General features: G+C 43.4%; 15 protein-coding genes. 6 read left to right on the top strand and 9 right to left on the bottom strand.

Translation table 11 applies throughout. From position 1 onward, the window contains the following. Positions 1-87: 87 nt before the first annotated feature. Both KKZ03_RS09280 and KKZ03_RS09275 read right to left on the bottom strand, forming a co-directional pair. Complete coding sequence (locus tag KKZ03_RS09280; RefSeq protein ID WP_243221206.1) at positions 88-1,716, bottom strand: hypothetical protein; 1,629 nt, start codon at positions 1,714-1,716, stop codon at positions 88-90. Further along, entirely contained in the window at positions 1,709-2,974 is a 1,266-nt protein-coding gene (locus KKZ03_RS09275; RefSeq protein WP_243221205.1) for a hypothetical protein, read from the bottom strand. The genes KKZ03_RS09280 and KKZ03_RS09275 overlap by 8 nt, the downstream gene beginning before the upstream one ends. A gap of 338 nt (positions 2,975-3,312) precedes the next feature. Here KKZ03_RS09275 and KKZ03_RS09270 point away from each other — a divergent pair, with 338 nt between their 5' ends. Continuing rightward, positions 3,313-4,587, top strand: coding sequence for a nidogen-like domain-containing protein (locus tag KKZ03_RS09270; RefSeq protein WP_243221204.1), 1,275 nt, complete (start codon positions 3,313-3,315; stop codon positions 4,585-4,587). A gap of 175 nt (positions 4,588-4,762) precedes the next feature. Here the strand turns inward: KKZ03_RS09270 and KKZ03_RS09265 are convergent, their stop codons facing one another. The 3 genes from KKZ03_RS09265 to ubiA all read right to left on the bottom strand — a co-directional run bounded on the left by KKZ03_RS09265 (position 4,763) and on the right by ubiA (position 8,714). Next, positions 4,763-6,223, bottom strand: a complete 1,461-nt coding sequence (locus KKZ03_RS09265) for an MBL fold metallo-hydrolase (protein ID WP_243221203.1) — start codon at positions 6,221-6,223, stop codon at positions 4,763-4,765. A gap of 391 nt (positions 6,224-6,614) precedes the next feature. Continuing rightward, on the bottom strand, positions 6,615-7,760 hold the full coding sequence (gene nirJ, locus KKZ03_RS09260) for a heme d1 biosynthesis radical SAM protein NirJ (protein ID WP_243221202.1): 1,146 nt from the start codon (positions 7,758-7,760) through the stop codon (positions 6,615-6,617). A 99-nt stretch (positions 7,761-7,859) separates the two neighbouring features. Then, complete coding sequence (gene ubiA, locus KKZ03_RS09255; protein ID WP_243221588.1) at positions 7,860-8,714, bottom strand: 4-hydroxybenzoate octaprenyltransferase; 855 nt, start codon at positions 8,712-8,714, stop codon at positions 7,860-7,862. Positions 8,715-8,888: 174 nt separating this feature from the next. Between ubiA and arsC the strand changes: the two genes are divergently transcribed. The 5 genes from arsC to KKZ03_RS09230 are packed head-to-tail and all read left to right on the top strand — an operon-like array spanning position 8,889 to position 11,832. Then, a complete protein-coding gene (gene arsC, locus KKZ03_RS09250) occupies positions 8,889-9,236 on the top strand; it encodes an arsenate reductase (glutaredoxin) (RefSeq protein WP_243221201.1) in 348 nt (115 codons plus the stop codon). An 18-nt stretch (positions 9,237-9,254) separates the two neighbouring features. Further along, positions 9,255-9,845, top strand: a complete 591-nt coding sequence (wrbA, locus tag KKZ03_RS09245; RefSeq protein WP_243221200.1) for an NAD(P)H:quinone oxidoreductase — start codon at positions 9,255-9,257, stop codon at positions 9,843-9,845. 10 nt (positions 9,846-9,855) lie between these two features. After that, entirely contained in the window at positions 9,856-10,209 is a 354-nt protein-coding gene (locus KKZ03_RS09240) for a DUF2069 domain-containing protein (protein WP_243221199.1), read from the top strand. Continuing rightward, complete coding sequence (hda, locus tag KKZ03_RS09235) at positions 10,206-10,919, top strand: DnaA regulatory inactivator Hda (protein ID WP_243221198.1); 714 nt, start codon at positions 10,206-10,208, stop codon at positions 10,917-10,919. Before KKZ03_RS09240 ends, hda begins: the two co-directional genes overlap by 4 nt. Next, the gene (locus KKZ03_RS09230) at positions 10,909-11,832 is read left to right on the top strand and encodes a ketopantoate reductase family protein (protein WP_243221197.1); all 924 of its coding nucleotides are present in this window, start codon (positions 10,909-10,911) and stop codon (positions 11,830-11,832) included. Before hda ends, KKZ03_RS09230 begins: the two co-directional genes overlap by 11 nt. Here the strand turns inward: KKZ03_RS09230 and KKZ03_RS09225 are convergent. The 4 genes from KKZ03_RS09225 to KKZ03_RS09210 form a co-directional block, all read right to left on the bottom strand. After that, a complete protein-coding gene (locus KKZ03_RS09225; protein ID WP_243221196.1) occupies positions 11,822-12,325 on the bottom strand; it encodes a DUF3455 domain-containing protein in 504 nt (167 codons plus the stop codon). The two genes, KKZ03_RS09230 and KKZ03_RS09225, sit on opposite strands and share 11 nt — an antisense overlap. Positions 12,326-12,491: 166 nt before the next feature. Next, positions 12,492-13,073: a superoxide dismutase [Fe] gene (gene sodB, locus KKZ03_RS09220; RefSeq protein ID WP_243221195.1), complete on the bottom strand. Its 582-nt coding sequence runs from the start codon at positions 13,071-13,073 to the stop codon at positions 12,492-12,494. Between the two features lie 396 nt (positions 13,074-13,469). Beyond that, the gene (locus KKZ03_RS09215) at positions 13,470-13,823 is read right to left on the bottom strand and encodes a hypothetical protein (protein WP_243221194.1); all 354 of its coding nucleotides are present in this window, start codon (positions 13,821-13,823) and stop codon (positions 13,470-13,472) included. A 54-nt stretch (positions 13,824-13,877) separates the two neighbouring features. Further along, a complete protein-coding gene (locus KKZ03_RS09210; protein ID WP_243221193.1) occupies positions 13,878-14,936 on the bottom strand; it encodes a linear amide C-N hydrolase in 1,059 nt (352 codons plus the stop codon). Positions 14,937-15,031 lie beyond the last annotated feature (95 nt).

Raw genomic sequence — 15,031 nt, 5'->3', positions numbered from 1 at the left:
GAATAAAAATCAGTGTAGAAAACGAATTCATTGGATTTAATCTGTGAATCTGTGGCATTTCCCCTTCCAAGTCGTTGCACCAGTTACTTAACCCTTGCCATCTTCATCCTGGCTGGCGGCTTTTATTGATCGTGTTAATTCGGCACGTTGCCTGTCAAGCACCAGCCATTCAATTTCCCGGCGTAGATGCTCGTCTTTACTCTTGGTCGCTTCGGCTCGCAACTCCACTTCTTTAATTTCTGCATCCAAATGCATTTTATGCAGACGACTTTCGTGCTCTATTTTTACCGCCTCCAATCTTTCTTGTATTTTTTGCCGTTCCAGCTGATGAATTTCCTGCTCCTTAAGTTCGGCATCCAGTTCCAGCTGTTTTAAGCGTTGCTCTTGCTCTTTCCCTTGTAGCCATTGAAGGCGCTCTTTTTCATATTCCTTGGTTTCAGCATCCCGTTGTAGTTCTTTCAATACACGCGCATGTTCAAGTTGCTGAGCCTGTTTCTGTAGATCAAGTTCTTGCTGACGTATTTGCAGGTCTTTTTGATATTGAATTTCCGCTGCCAATTCAATTTCTTTTAACTCCATTTGCTGGTTGGTTTTTTCCACCTGCAGGCGCATTTCTATCGCATGTTGTTCACTACGATGCGCCGCTTGTTCTTCCAATTGTCGCTTGATTACCTCAGATTCCAGTGCTTGCTTTTGTCGCTGAATTTCATCTTCCTGATTAATGGCTTCCAATTGCTTTTGCTTTGACTCTACATGCAATAATTCCAGCTCCAGTTGCTGAGCCTGTTTCTGCAAATCAAGTTCTTGCTGACGTATTTGCCTGTCCTTTTGATGTTGAATTTCTGCCGCCAACTCTATTTCTTTTAACTGCATTTGATGGTTGGTTTTTTCCACCTGTAAGCGCATTTCTATCGCATGTTGTTCAATACGTTGCACTTCCTGTTCTTCCAATTGCCGCTTGATTGCTTCAGCTACCAATGCTTGCTTTTGTCGCTCGATTTCATCGTCCTGATTAATCGCTGCCAATTGTTTTTGCTTATGTTCTAAACGCAATAATTCCAGCTCATCTTCCTGCCGAAACAATTCCTGCGCTTGTTTCTCACGAAATTCAAAGTTCTTTTGCATCACATTAAGATAAACAGCTTCTTGGGTAAAACGGCCATCAAGCTTTTCATTATCGGTAAGTTCTTCAAAAACCGAGGTCAATTCACAAATTGTCCGGCACTGGATATGCTTTAAAATTAAGGTTTCATTAATGACACTTTCAATTTGCCGTTCCATTTGCGCCAAACCTGTCTGTACCCACAAGCCATCTTTAAGAAGATTTAGTTCGGCATTGACGATATCCTTGATAACGCTTTCATAGCTGGATTTAATCTCCTGATTAACGACAGGTAACACATCCAGATTTCTTTCTATAAATTTAAGCGTTGGTTGAAAATGAATTTGCAGCTCTGTGGTTAACTTACAAAATCCACCATATAGCTTCGTTTTTATGGTCAAGTCCCAGTTTTCTATCGGTAATGAGTAAACACGATGAAAAAAACGGGGAATAAAGTTTTGCGGGCGCTCAAACAACTGATGATAAGGCCCCAGTTTGGCAATAACAACGCGTCGTTCGGCATCGAATCCCGGGTCCCAAAATAGCTGACCCAACTCAAGCCCGGTATCTTCGCCTGTTAACCAGGCATCCAGTGGTGATAAATTCTTATTCATAGATCACCTGATTCTTATCAGTTTGTGCTGCTACCTGGGACTGCGCTTTAATGACCCGAAGCTGTGCGCCCATCCGTTCAGCAACCAGTGGATAAAGATTAGGCGCAAACTCTACCGATCTTTCATCGATTTTACGCAAAAAGCCACGACTTAATAAAAACCCGACCGCGAACATGCGAGATAAATCGGAGTAACGTCTGGCCCGTTCAATATCCGATTTCTCAATAACCATTTCAAGTTCGTCGTTTTCATTGATTCTAAACTGAGTAAATTGCCTGATACATTCAAAAGCCAGTTCTTGCTCTTCTTCGGAAAGAGGGCCGGGAGCCGTGCTTTCCAGTCGATAAGACAATAAAAAGGTAAAAAAATCAACCATCGCCGCACAGGAAAAAGCGAACAATGAAAAGTCATTCCACATCGCAAAGGACGGTGTTACACCCTGAATAAACTGGGCATAAGTCATTAGTATGGGAGCTTGTGGAACGTTATATCCAGCATTGGTGGCGAGCTGATTAAATTTAAGCTGCACTTCCTGAAAACCGGCAACCGCTTTTTGAAAATTATTTTCCGTATCAACCGTCAAGTGGTTCAAGCTGGTTTGCAAAGTGCGAATATGCTCGTCCAGAAGATGAAATTCTTTGCCAAGCTGGTCAAATTGCGCCTTTTTATCCTGATAACGTTGATTATAATGCTTCCAAAAAGGCCCTTCGCCGACAACGTTTCTATTAGCAGGGGGGATTTGTGCATGCGTTCCAAAATAGGCCTGGGTCACGTCAGTAGTCGCTTTTTCCAACTCACTGTTTTGTTGCTTTAAAATATCGCCTTTGGTAAGCAAAATTGCTGCCAGATAAGCATCCACATCTTTGCGCATCTCGTTAATTCGACTGATGCGTATGGTCTCACTTTGAGAAACTTCATAAAACTTGAAATACGAAAAAGTAATGGATGCAGTGATGGCGACGAATAAAGACAATAAGACACTTAAATAACGTAAGCGATTAGCCTTCCAGTGAATGCCGGCAATTTCCAGTGAGCATATAACAATAATTGACTGAATCGCAATGGTGATAATCAGTGCAATCCAGGGAAGTATAAAATGTGATAAACCATAATAAGTGGTAAATCCCGAAGCGATACTTAGCATCAATACGATAGGAATCGACCATATTCTCAACATGCCGACAAACAGCGTCTGGATACTGTTAAGCAAACTGCCCAATCCACCATGGTTGATTTTAATAAAGCTTTTTTTGTCCATAAGAATTTATGTGGATATCCTGAGTTAGATCAATTGGCAGTCTATTTGATAAAAATGAGAAATGCAAACGGGAAAATTGATAGTGGACTGTCCGAGAATAGAAAATCTACTGCCTAAAAGCTATTTTGGCCCTGTTTTCCGCTCAGCGGATTTACAAAACCCGTCCAGCTCAATCACAGTAGCGTTCTCATTGATTTCACAGCTCATCATCATAGCTTATTTTCACCGTCAATGCGTAACCTCTACTATACTAAAAGTAGGCAGTTGAACTAAATTATTTACACACTCTTAAAAAAATAAAGTTAATGAAAAATCAACCCACGATGAGATCTTAAAAAATGATTCAATTAAAAAAAACAGCAAAAATAGCTTTGTTGACTACTGATTCAGCATCGAATAATACAGCTCAAGTATCACACAGAGCTAAACTTTGGGGCGCACCAGCCATTGCATTTATGCTTTCGGCTTTAGTTGCCCCTATTTCTGCTAACGCTACTGCATTACTCACGTTAGCGGACGGTTCGTTTGGCACTCTGGCTATGGGAAAAAATGATGACGGCTCAAGCTCACAGCTAAATCTGCCATTTGCAATCAATTTCTATGGAAATATATTTAATAACTTTTACATTAATAATAATGGAAATATAACATTTAAAAATACATTAGGGAGTTTCACCCCGAGATCCTTTCCTATTAGCTCACAACCGACAATCGCGCCTTATTGGGCAGATGTTGATACTAGATGTTCAAGCTGTGGAGATGTTTACGTAGGAGCAGTGAACGCAAACACGACCATCGTAACCTGGAGTGATGTGGGTTATTACAGTGCACAAAGTGATAAAACCAATAATTTTCAGTTGGCTTTGCGAAACCAATTGAACGGTAACTTTGACATAGAATTTCGCTACGACCGTCTTGAGTGGACAACGGGTGGGGCTAGCGGTGGCACAGATGGTCTAGGCGGGATTCCAGCTCAAGCAGGTTTTGATGCTGGCGATAACGTTAACTTCTTTGTTTTGCCCGACTCATTTACAAATAACATTCTAAATATTGCCAGTACCACAAATGTCGCTAATGGTACCCCAGGTTTATGGTCTTTTAGCATCGTAAATGGTCAAACTCCTGGCACGACCCCAGAAAATCCCTTACTACCTGTTATAATTGATAGCTCTTACACCTTTGATTTCAACGTCCAAGAAAATCAGCAAGTTTTTATCGATCCCGCAGTAGCAATTGGTTACGACTATCAAGTTCAATCTGGACCGAATATTGCCTCTGTACTTTTTCCAGCTAATATAGGCGATGGAAACTATGATCTGTATTTATGGAATAACCTCGATTACATATTTGCAACAGCCATAACCGGCGGATCCAATTATAGGTTTGCAGATGGTGGTGTGAATCGCTTTAGGGTTCTGGGAATTGAAACCACAGCCGAACTAGATCCAAACAACGTAAGAGCTTTTATCACCGGCTTAACCTTTACTGCACCAGGCACCATAAGCATGTCGCAGACCCCGATTGTCAGCCAAGTACCTATTCCAGCGGCAGCTTGGTTATTTGCATCCGGTTTATTAGGTTTAGGTGCTTTACGTAAAAAGGCTCAAGCGTAATTCATCCAAGCTTGCATGACACTATGACTGTCAACGTGTCATGGTGATATAAAACTAAAGCCATCTCATCTTCTGAGGTGGCTTTTTTATGATGCCTGATTCAGGATATTAACAAAGCTAATGAGGGTTCGTGGTAACCGGTTTGCCCGGCTACCACGAACTAATGCAGGAGGGTCTATCTGACGGTAATAGCGGTGCGGAGATTATCAAGCGTAACGACATTGGGGCCGTGTAAGGCCGCAATCTGTTTTACATCCAGTTTGAGTTGCTGGACATTCTCATACAAATTTACTGTATAAGGATTCGGTTTCGCAGACTGGGGAGCATTCGGCGCGGTCGGCGTATAGGCATCAGCTTCGATCAATATCTTTTCGGTTGGCAAGTAAACCAATGCAAAGGCATCATTGTGGCCATTACCGGCAATCGGATAAATCTCGATCGAACGATTGCCGTCTGACAGAACGTATTTATCGGTGAAGGTTTTAAATGCTGCCGGCTTTTTGGAATGGGCGAGTCGATCAGGATTCAGTGTCCTGGGTTGTGCCCAGACTTTCTGAAAATACGGCTGATTATCCTGATGTGTCACGATAGTTGAGCCTTCATCCACAAAGGTTCGTAAGCCGCCAGCGTGGTCGAAATGCGCATGTGTGTTAACCAGAAACTTGATCGGTTTGTTGGGAATGATTTCCTTAACTTTAGCAATAACGGCAAGCGAACGCTCCTCGTTTTGAGGCGCTTCGACAATAACGACGTGGTCGCTCTGCTCAATCGCGACACTATGATGAGTGCCGCCGGTAAGGTAGTAGACGCCATCGGCAAGCTTGTCGGCTTTAACCTTAACGGACAAGTTGGCGTTGGCGATTTCCTTAGGCACAGAAAATTCAGCAGGAGGATTAACTTTCACCGACGACACATTTATGTCCAACACGGGATATCCACCTTGGGTGCGAACGATGTGCACCGGAAATTGCACGCCGTCAAAGTCTTGGTAATCAGAGTAGTTGGTTTCGACAAGAGTGTCGCCCAGCACTGGATTATCGATCCATGTTTTGACACTCACAACTTGATTATTGACATTAATGTAACCCACGAAACGGTACTTGTCGCCAATTTTAAATGACACTTCGTTACCTCCTTTGATTGGCTTTGTGGCCGCATTATTAGCCAGTGCTGCTCTCAAAAAACCTTGCGGTGTTGACCATATTTCCGCCGTGCGTTCCTCAACGGCAATTGGCTGTGACGTTGCTGTTGGCGTAGCACTTTGAGGCGCATTGGCAGGGCGTATCAGATTCCAGGCAGTAGTACCGCTGATGTACTGATCAACTTTCTGTTCTACCGGTGCCGGACGCAAGCGGCCTGATTCTATGGTTTGACTACGGGTGATTTGTACGCGGGCGGCAGCCGTAACATAATTGATGTCAGCTTTAAAACTGCTGACTTCGAACTGTGGCCAAGGCAATGTAGGATTCGGGGCTTGGCCAAACTGATACCAACGTCCCGCTCCTGAATATTCAATGGTTCTTATGTTGACAACATCTAACGCCTTTGCCGATGACTGAAGTGGTTGCGGATTTAGGGAAGCACACCCGACAACTGTCAGGGTCAGGCCAATAATTGGATATATCAATTTACTCATATAGTCTTCCAGGCAGTGGTCAATAATCAAAAAAAGTAAAAAACTAACATTGATAGCAAAGCAATAGGCATACCAAAATAATTTTCATGACACTGATTACTGATAAGGCCTATGTAGCCTGGACTTGATGATAGCCGGTCGCTTAGAAACCGAGAAAATTTTGACTAGAAAAGTGTTGAGTAGCCAACATATTTTGTTGACGAACTGCACTCACAGAGACAGTTTTATGCGATGAATTGGATGATTTAGCTTACATTCGGTATGTTGGGTATTTTGCAAGTCGGTGTAACGTAAAAAAAGCCCAACGATTCGATGTCTTGAATGCCGGGCTTCGTAGCTAACCGCCAATCTGTAAAATGATTAGACGGTATTGCACCGCCCTACCAGGCAATTAGTAAGGTGCCGATATCTCAAGCTCTGACAAATAACAACCGGGATCTTCTGCCCAGTAGTTTGATGTGGTTTGTGCGGCTCTGACACGGGTATTGCCATTACAGATAGCTTGATAATGACAAGTTCCACAACGGCCTTCCAGTGGCCTTGGAATTTGTTTTAATCCGGCCATTAACGGATCTGAGGTATCCATCCATATTTCTGAAAACGGGCGATCCTTTACATTGCCCAAATCGTAATGCCACCAAAAGGTATCAGGATGCACGTTGCCCAGGTTATCGATATTGGCAACATTAACACCGGAAGCATTACCGCCCCATTGTTCCAATTTGGCTTTGATATGTTCAGCTTTATCCGGGAAATGTTTGGTAACCCAATGCAAAAAATAAACCGCATCGGCATCATTATTGCCGGTAACAAATTCCCTGTCCTTACCTGCTTTAAGCCAGTCATAACAAGTTTGAAACATCAAATCCATGGCATCACGGGTCATTTCAAAATGCGCGTCGTCTTTACGATTTCTGTTGCCACGACCGCCATAATTTAAATGTGACAAATAAAATTTGTCGATATCGTTATCGTCCATTAATTGCAAAAGAGCCGGAAAATCCATCGCATTATCCTGCGTTAAGGTAAAGCGAATACCCACCTTAATCCCTTTATCCAGACACAAATGCACGCCGCGCAGCGCTTCATCAAAAGAACCTTTTACCCGCCGAAATTGGTCATGAGTATCTTTGATGCCATCCAGACTTACGCCAATATATTGATAATCAATAGCCGCTATTTCATCAATATTTTCAGCCGAGATTTTAGTGCCGTTACTGGACAGGGCAACATAAAAGCCCATATCTTTGGCTCGACGGGAAATAGCGAATATATCAGGATGTAATAACGGCTCGCCACCGGACAAAATCAATACCGGCACCTTAAACGCCTTTAGATCATCCATGACCGTATAGATTTGTGGGGTAGTTAATTCACCGGGAAAATCAATATTGGCCGAGGTGGTGTAACAGTGCTTGCAGGTAAGATTACAGCGGCGGATTAAATTCCAGATGACCACCGGAGCTGCCGGCTTGCGCGCTGGTTTCAAGGGTGTCGGGGTTATCAGTTCCCGCATGTATTGGCTTAATCTAAACATTTAGAGCATCCTTTATTAGGTTGCACCATTGTAACGCATCTAACTTTGGCAACTGAACTTTCGGCATCCCATTGGCCTACACAGCTGATAACTTCAGAATCAACGCAACCAATAATCCGTCATTAGCCCAACAAATACCGCCATACCAAACCAGTTATTATTTAAAAAGGCTTTAAAGCACAGGGTTTTCTCGCGATGGAAAATCAATTTTTGTTGATAAATGGATAATCCTGCCGCCACTAATACGCCGCTATAATAAGGCCAGCTCAACTGCTGCATCTGCCCCACGGCAATCAGTAAGCCTATAATAATAATCTGCAAAATCGCCATGATATGACGATCATAAGCGCCAAAAAGAATCGCCGTTGATTTAACGCCTATCTTTATATCATCGTCCTTATCAACCATCGCATACATAGTGTCATAAACCAGCGCCCACAACACCACAGCCAAATACATCACCCACGCTACCGCAGGAATAGCGTTAATTTGTGCAGAAAAAGACATCGGCACCGCCCAGCCAAAAGCAATCCCTAAATAAGCTTGCGGCAACTGGGTGTAGCGCTTCATAAAAGGATAACTGGCCGCCAAAAATGCCGCAACGAAGGACAATAGAATAGTATAAATATTAAGCAACAACACCAGGCCAAAAGCACACAGGCATAATACGACAAAAAGAATAAGGGCTTCTTTAGGCGTCACCTTGCCGGCAGCAATCGGGCGTTGCTGGGTACGTTCTACATGAGGATCAAAATCCCTGTCCGCATAATCGTTAATCACACAACCGGCAGCCCGCATCAGTACTACGCCCAGACAAATAACGCTTAACACCGGCAAATCAGGCTTGCCGTCACTGGCGACCCAAAGCGCCCATAAGGCCGGCCACAATAAAATCAGGATACCAATAGGCCGATTAAATCGTGCTAATACCCAATATTGCTTGATTCGCTCCATTACCCGTTCTTTACTATTTGTTACTGTCACTGTTTTCCTTTATTAATGAATACTTAAATTATTTAACCGACCCACCCATTAAAATCAGAATGGTTTTCAAGCGTATATTTTGTTAAAAATGTTATTATAACGTCTTTCTTTTATTGAAATCTTGTGACCTGTCGGTATGTCATTATGCGTGTAAAAATTTATCACAATCCGCGTTGCGGCAAATCACGTCAAACCTTGCAATTATTACAAGCGCAAGGCGTTGAAGCAGAGGTTATTGAATATCTTAAAACACCTCCCGGTGCAGAAGAACTTGATGATATTTTACAAAAACTGGGTATGGAGCCTCGTGACTTGATGCGTAAAAAAGAAGCCGTCTACAAAACCAGTGGTTTGGATGACAAAGCTCTGGGCCGACAAGCGCTCATTAACGGGATGGTCAATAATCCGGTACTCATTGAACGCCCGATTGTTATTGCCAACGGCAAAGCGGCTATCGGTCGTCCGCCGGAAGCTATACTTACTATTTTATAATCCCTAAAGCTTATCGTTATGACAAAAATCCTGATTCTTTATTTTTCCCGTAATGGTGCAACCGCAGAAATGGCCAATCATATCGCTCGTGGTGTGGAGACTGTAACCGGCGCTGAAGCGGTTCTGAGGACGGTGCCGGATATTTCCAGCGTTTGTGAAAAAACGGCAGAGAGCATTCCTGCTCATGGCGCAATCTACGCAACGCTGGAAGATTTAAAACACTGTGATGGACTGGCATTAGGCAGCCCTACTCATTTTGGCAATATGGCATCACCACTCAAATACTTTATTGATGGCACCACAGAAATATGGTTTTCCGGTGCCTTGGTCGGTAAACCTGCCGGCGTATTTACGTCAACAGGCAGTATGCATGGCGGGCAGGAAAGCACGATATTATCGATGATGCTACCATTGCTTCATCACGGCATGCTGTTATTGGGTTTGCCTTACACGGAAACGGCCTTACGTGAGACCACCTCAGGCGGGACACCTTATGGTCCGAGTCATTTATCTTTAGAGCATACCGGCTTAACGGATCATGAGAAAAAGCTGTGCATGACGCTTGGAACCCGTTTGGCTAAAACGGCACTCCTTTTAAAACAGGCTTGAATTATAATTAATGAATATAAAACCCGTTTATTATCACACGATGGCATTGGCCGGTTTTTTTGGCCTGTTTACCTTATTAATGCTCTGGAATACAGTGTTGGTGCCCTCTACCCGCTTTCCGGTTGCCGTAATGTTATTAATCACCGTGACACCGTTGTTACTGCCATTACGGGGTTTTTTAAACCGTAACCGCAGAAGTTGCAACTGGATGGCTTATGTCAGCATGATATATTTTTTACATGGCTCGATAGAAACCTATGCCAGCACGACTAATCGCCTGTATCCCTGTTTGGAACTTATCCTCAGTGTCATGTTGTTTTTGGGTACAACACTCTATGTACATTTTTCAGGAAAACAGGGATGACCAGAACAAAACAACAGCCATTACACTTCGAGTTTAGGGCCAACCAGACTTTTGATGATTTTTTCCCCGGTAGTAATCTGGAAATCATTGATCACTTACAAAAAAGTATTGCCGGTAACGGTGAGTCGCAGATTTTTCTCTGGGGCCAAGCAGGACTGGGTAAAAGTCATTTGCTACAAGCCTGTTGTCATCAGGCACAAAGCCTGCAACTGAGCTCATTCTATTTTGCACTATCGCCCTCGAAACTGCCTGATCCTGCGTTATTAAAAGGACTGGATAAGTTTGATATCGTTTGTTTCGATAATATCGAACACATCGCCGGTGATTCTGTGTGGGAAACGGCTTTTTTTAATTTCTTTAATCTGCATCGTGATCAGGGCCACACGCTTATTTTATCGGCAGATTGTCCTCCCAATGAAATTGCCATCCGGTTACCTGATCTTAAAACCCGTCTTAACTGGGGACTGACCTTAAAAATACCACCCTTATCTGATGATGACAGAATCGCTGCGTTAATTTTTAAAGCCGACCAAATGGGCTTTGAAATATCGCCTAAAGCAGGTCGTTTTCTACTCACCCATTATGACAGAAACTTGTCTTCATTATGGACGCTGCTAACAAGGCTGGATAAGGCATCCTTGGCTGCCAAACGCAAATTAACCATCCCGTTTTTAAGGCAAATTCTTCGCGAAGAACCTCATGACGACTAAAGTTCTCATTATTGGAGCCGGTGCAATTGGCGCATTTTACGGTGCATTACTTGAAAAAGCAGGCGCAGAAGTTGCTGTCGTTTGTCGTTCTGATTATGACCAGGTCAAACAATTTGGCTTTAACATTAATAGCCATATACTGGGAACCTGGACTTTTACGCCGTCACAAGTTCTACAAAGTACCGCTGATTATCAAGGCACAGCCGATTACGTTTTACTTTGTACCAAAGTTGTCCCCTCAGTGGATCGGGTGGCATTGATACGCCAGGCAGTGAGCGCCAATACCGCGATTGTATTTATCCAGAATGGCGTAGAGATTGAGCAGGAAATTGTCGACGCTTTTCCTGATAACGAAATCATTAGCGGTCTGGCCTTTATTTGTTCCAATCGAATAGGGAAAGGCAAAATATTACATCTGGCTTATGGCCGACTGGCTTTAGGTAATTTACCGGGCTTTGTTAGTGATAAAACAGCACATCTTTGTGAGTTATTCAGACAAGCTGGTATTGACTGCACGGCGACCGAAGCTATTGTTACCGAACGCTGGAAAAAATGTGTCTGGAACGCGCCCTTTAATCCTTTGTCGGTGCTATCAGGAGGATTGCCAACACTGGCTATCCTGCAATCCCAGGAAGCTTTTGTACGCAGCATTATGCAGGAAGTTTGCCGTATAGCCAAAGCGGTAGGCCATCAACTGCGTGATAATATAGTTGACGTTAATATCGCCAGCACCGCCATCATGCCGCCTTATAAAACCAGCATGCTACTGGATTATGAAAACGGTCAGCCGATGGAAACTGAAGCCATCATAGGCAATGCGGTACGGGCAGCGAGACGCGAAGGCATAGAAACGCCTTATTTGGAATCGGTCTATGCGTTGATGAAACTAAGGGAACTAAAACTTAATTCTTAGTATAAAAAATGTAATTGGCGGTATATGCCACGCGTTTTTCAGCACCCAGATGATTTGAATCACATCCCGACACAGGCGCCAAGCCTCCGTTAGTATTAACCCTGTTTATAAAGCTCACGTCCGAAAACAAACCTTTATCTTTATTCGATATTATCTCAACCAGTAACCAGGAAATAGAAGTCTCTGGTGCAACATCGATTTTATTCAGCACGCGTCCCACAACTTGACTGCCATCCTTGTATTCCCAAACAGGACCGGCATAATGCTTACCTGCAATCTGTCCTTGGCTATCAAATAACTTCGCATCAGGTGCCAGTAATTGCCAGGAATAAACGCTGTCGTTTAATGAGCATTGATAGATCTGATCACCTTTCGCATCCACCGTTAAAACAGGACGATTACCAACAGGTGGTTTGAGTTGCTCAGGTATTGAAACTTCAGCACAAACGATCGTAGGCAGAAAAGCCCCTAAAAGCATCAGCTTTTTAATCATGATTTTTACCTGTGATAAATTTTATGGCGGTAGTTATTACAGCAACTATCGATAAAATATTATTTGAATTAAAGGTTTTGAGCAAATGACAACAACCATTAACCCAAACCTTCAGTAGTGCAAAAAGCCTTCTGCATCAAAAGAGACAGAAGGCTTTTTTATTGAATTAAGCTGAATAATTTGCTTGAGCAAAATCCCAGTTAACTAATGCCCAAAATGCTTCCAGATAGGCTGGACGTGCATTACGGTAATCAATGTAATAAGCGTGTTCCCAAACATCACAAGTCAATAAAGGCGTTTGTCCTGCTGTTAATGGGCAAGCAGCGTTGCTGGTGCTTACCAATGCCAAACTGCCATCAGCATTTTTGACCAACCATGCCCAACCTGAACCAAAAGTGGTTACTGCGCATTTTGTAAATTCTTCTTTAAATTTTGCAAAAGAACCAAAGGTAGCGTTAATTGCAGTCGCTAATTCACCTGTTGCTTCGCCGCCGCCATTTGGAGTCAGGCAATTCCAATAAAAGCTGTGATTCCAGACTTGTGCTGCATTATTAAAAATGGGGCCTGAAGATTTAACCATAACTTCTTCCAGAGACAAGCCGTCAAACTCTGTTCCTGGAACAAGATTATTCAGATTGGTCACATAAGTTTGGTGATGTTTACCGTAATGGTACTCTAAAGTTTCTTCTGAAATATGTGGTGCCAATGCATTTTTAGCATAAGGTAAAGCAGGAAGTTCGAAAGCCATTTGAGAGTCCTCAATAAAAAGGTTAAAAAAATCGATTTTACTACCGGCTATTAAAAATAAATACCCAGCAATTTGATAAGTCATTACTTTAGCACTGCTAGCCCATTAAATAAAGCAGGACTTTTATCAACATGAACAACTTTGCCACTTAAAGCCACAGCACCGCTGATGCTGATGAGTTATTCATGAATGAGGTGCAGAATACTATTTCTGATCACTGGTTGTAGATTCTACACGCAAGACCAGACTTGATCTGTGCGTTGAAGAACATAGTAAAAATTAGTTTACGATGCACATTACGATAGTTGATTTTAATCAAAGCAAAGCAAAACTGTCCAAAATCTTGCAATAATCAGTAAATGCCGGAACAAATTTACTTCAAGCGAGAGCCAAACTTCATCGTTTCAAATCCTCATCGTCAATATGAAATTGATGCAGCATCCGATGCGTTATGGGCGCAACCACAATCCCCATTATAGCTATAAATACCAACCCGCTAAAAAGCGCATAACCGGCAGCAAACATTTTTGCTCCCGTTGTAACCAAGGGATTGACAGGCCCCATTCCGCCCAGAATCATGGAGGCCTCCAGAATGGAATCAACCCAATCAAGTCCGGCAAGGTGATGATAACCCATAATACCAATCAATAAAGCAACGGCAATCAGGATGCCCGCCATCGCAGCAGACACCGCCATTCTTTTGACAAAAACGGATAGTGGAGCCAATTTTTCGTGCTTGAATTCAAACATCTTTAACTTTTAACACAGTATCAAGAAAGTTATTACCCGGAACAAAGGGCGGCATCAAAAAGGCGCTTTCGCCAATTTGCGGAATTTTCCTGATACTTCTCCCGAAAGCTTGATATTGTCCGGACTCAGAACCATGACAGGCGCACCTGCAGTCAGCTTGAAGTTGGTCAGTTCTGCCCAAATCACGTTCGGACTGGTCGTTAACTCGAAGAAGTAACGCTTATTGGTGAGATCGATCACTGTCCGGTACTCGGTGTTGTAGATTCCGAAACCTTTATAAGGCGCACCAAAAGGAACTGAAACATTACGGGCAATAGCTAGCACGCCAGCCACAGCTTCACGCTCGGTTTTGGGCTCAGGCAGCATCGCCGAAAAGTAACTGGCACGCTGAAAACGATCGGTAGGCCTGACATTGCCGGGCAGAGGCGTATCGCTGCTGGGCTTGGAAAAATCCAGTTGTTTCAGCAATGCCAGTTGCTCGTCATAGGAAGGATCATTCGTCATTATCTTAAACTCACGACCGTGATGAACGACCTGCTTGCCATCAATGTACTCGATGATGGCGGAATCACCACTAGCATCCTCAATAGCAAGGTGGACGGTAGTTTTGGTTCCTCTTGCCTCCGTCATCACGATTTGCACCTTATCGAGTAACGCCAGAGCTTCGTTGACTGTCGCCGCTTGATCCAAGAGATACTGCGCCCAAAGACCTCCGTTGAGTCCCGGTTTACCTGAATCACGAGAGCCAAAATCGGCGGCGTTAAAGAACAACATATGAGCCGCCAAGCCACGTTCATTGAAGCCATCAGCGGTACCCACACCATATATTGTCGTGACCAGACTTCCATATTGGCTTTTCCAGGTTAGGGGATTATCTTTGACGACCTCCACCGGCCCGAAATGTCCACCGTTACGCTTAATGCCGCGAGGAAAAACCGTAAGAACCGGCTCGGTTGATTCCGGCCAATCCATAGTCCGCGATACCACGACTGCCAACTTGTTGTCGTTCCATAATATCCTTGTGCAAGCATCGGCATACTGCCCCGCAGCAAGTCCCAACGTTACGACAGCCAATGCGCTGCATACAATATGATTAATAGCTTTTGGTTTCATTTAGGTAACTCCTCTGGTTAAAAAACGATGGTTGATTACTTTTAACGGTAAAACTACATTTGTTATTTTACGCTCAAAAACCGATCCCAAGTTAA

Origin of the sequence: Methylobacter sp. S3L5C (genome assembly GCF_022788635.1) — a bacterium.
In the GTDB taxonomy this organism is placed as follows: domain Bacteria; phylum Pseudomonadota; class Gammaproteobacteria; order Methylococcales; family Methylomonadaceae; genus Methylobacter_C.
Note: the sequence above shows the minus strand (reverse complement) of the source record. Positions and strands in the feature narration are given on the sequence as shown.

Excerpts from the sequence above, each read along its gene's own strand:
- KKZ03_RS09265 (WP_243221203.1), bottom strand. The coding sequence starts at position 6,223 with ATGAGTAAATTGATATATCCAATTATTGGCCTGACCCTGACAGTTGTC.
- KKZ03_RS09270 (WP_243221204.1), top strand. The coding sequence starts at position 3,313 with ATGATTCAATTAAAAAAAACAGCAAAAATAGCTTTGTTGACTACTGAT.
- ubiA (WP_243221588.1), bottom strand. The coding sequence starts at position 8,714 with ATGGAGCGAATCAAGCAATATTGGGTATTAGCACGATTTAATCGGCCT.
- KKZ03_RS09230 (WP_243221197.1), top strand. The coding sequence starts at position 10,909 with ATGACGACTAAAGTTCTCATTATTGGAGCCGGTGCAATTGGCGCATTT.
- KKZ03_RS09280 (WP_243221206.1), bottom strand. The coding sequence starts at position 1,716 with ATGAATAAGAATTTATCACCACTGGATGCCTGGTTAACAGGCGAAGAT.
- KKZ03_RS09225 (WP_243221196.1), bottom strand. The coding sequence starts at position 12,325 with ATGATTAAAAAGCTGATGCTTTTAGGGGCTTTTCTGCCTACGATCGTT.
- arsC (WP_243221201.1), top strand. The coding sequence starts at position 8,889 with ATGCGTGTAAAAATTTATCACAATCCGCGTTGCGGCAAATCACGTCAA.
- hda (WP_243221198.1), top strand. The coding sequence starts at position 10,206 with ATGACCAGAACAAAACAACAGCCATTACACTTCGAGTTTAGGGCCAAC.
- KKZ03_RS09240 (WP_243221199.1), top strand. The coding sequence starts at position 9,856 with ATGAATATAAAACCCGTTTATTATCACACGATGGCATTGGCCGGTTTT.
- KKZ03_RS09275 (WP_243221205.1), bottom strand. The coding sequence starts at position 2,974 with ATGGACAAAAAAAGCTTTATTAAAATCAACCATGGTGGATTGGGCAGT.
- sodB (WP_243221195.1), bottom strand. The coding sequence starts at position 13,073 with ATGGCTTTCGAACTTCCTGCTTTACCTTATGCTAAAAATGCATTGGCA.
- nirJ (WP_243221202.1), bottom strand. The coding sequence starts at position 7,760 with ATGTTTAGATTAAGCCAATACATGCGGGAACTGATAACCCCGACACCC.
- KKZ03_RS09210 (WP_243221193.1), bottom strand. The coding sequence starts at position 14,936 with ATGAAACCAAAAGCTATTAATCATATTGTATGCAGCGCATTGGCTGTC.
- wrbA (WP_243221200.1), top strand. The coding sequence starts at position 9,255 with ATGACAAAAATCCTGATTCTTTATTTTTCCCGTAATGGTGCAACCGCA.
- KKZ03_RS09215 (WP_243221194.1), bottom strand. The coding sequence starts at position 13,823 with ATGTTTGAATTCAAGCACGAAAAATTGGCTCCACTATCCGTTTTTGTC.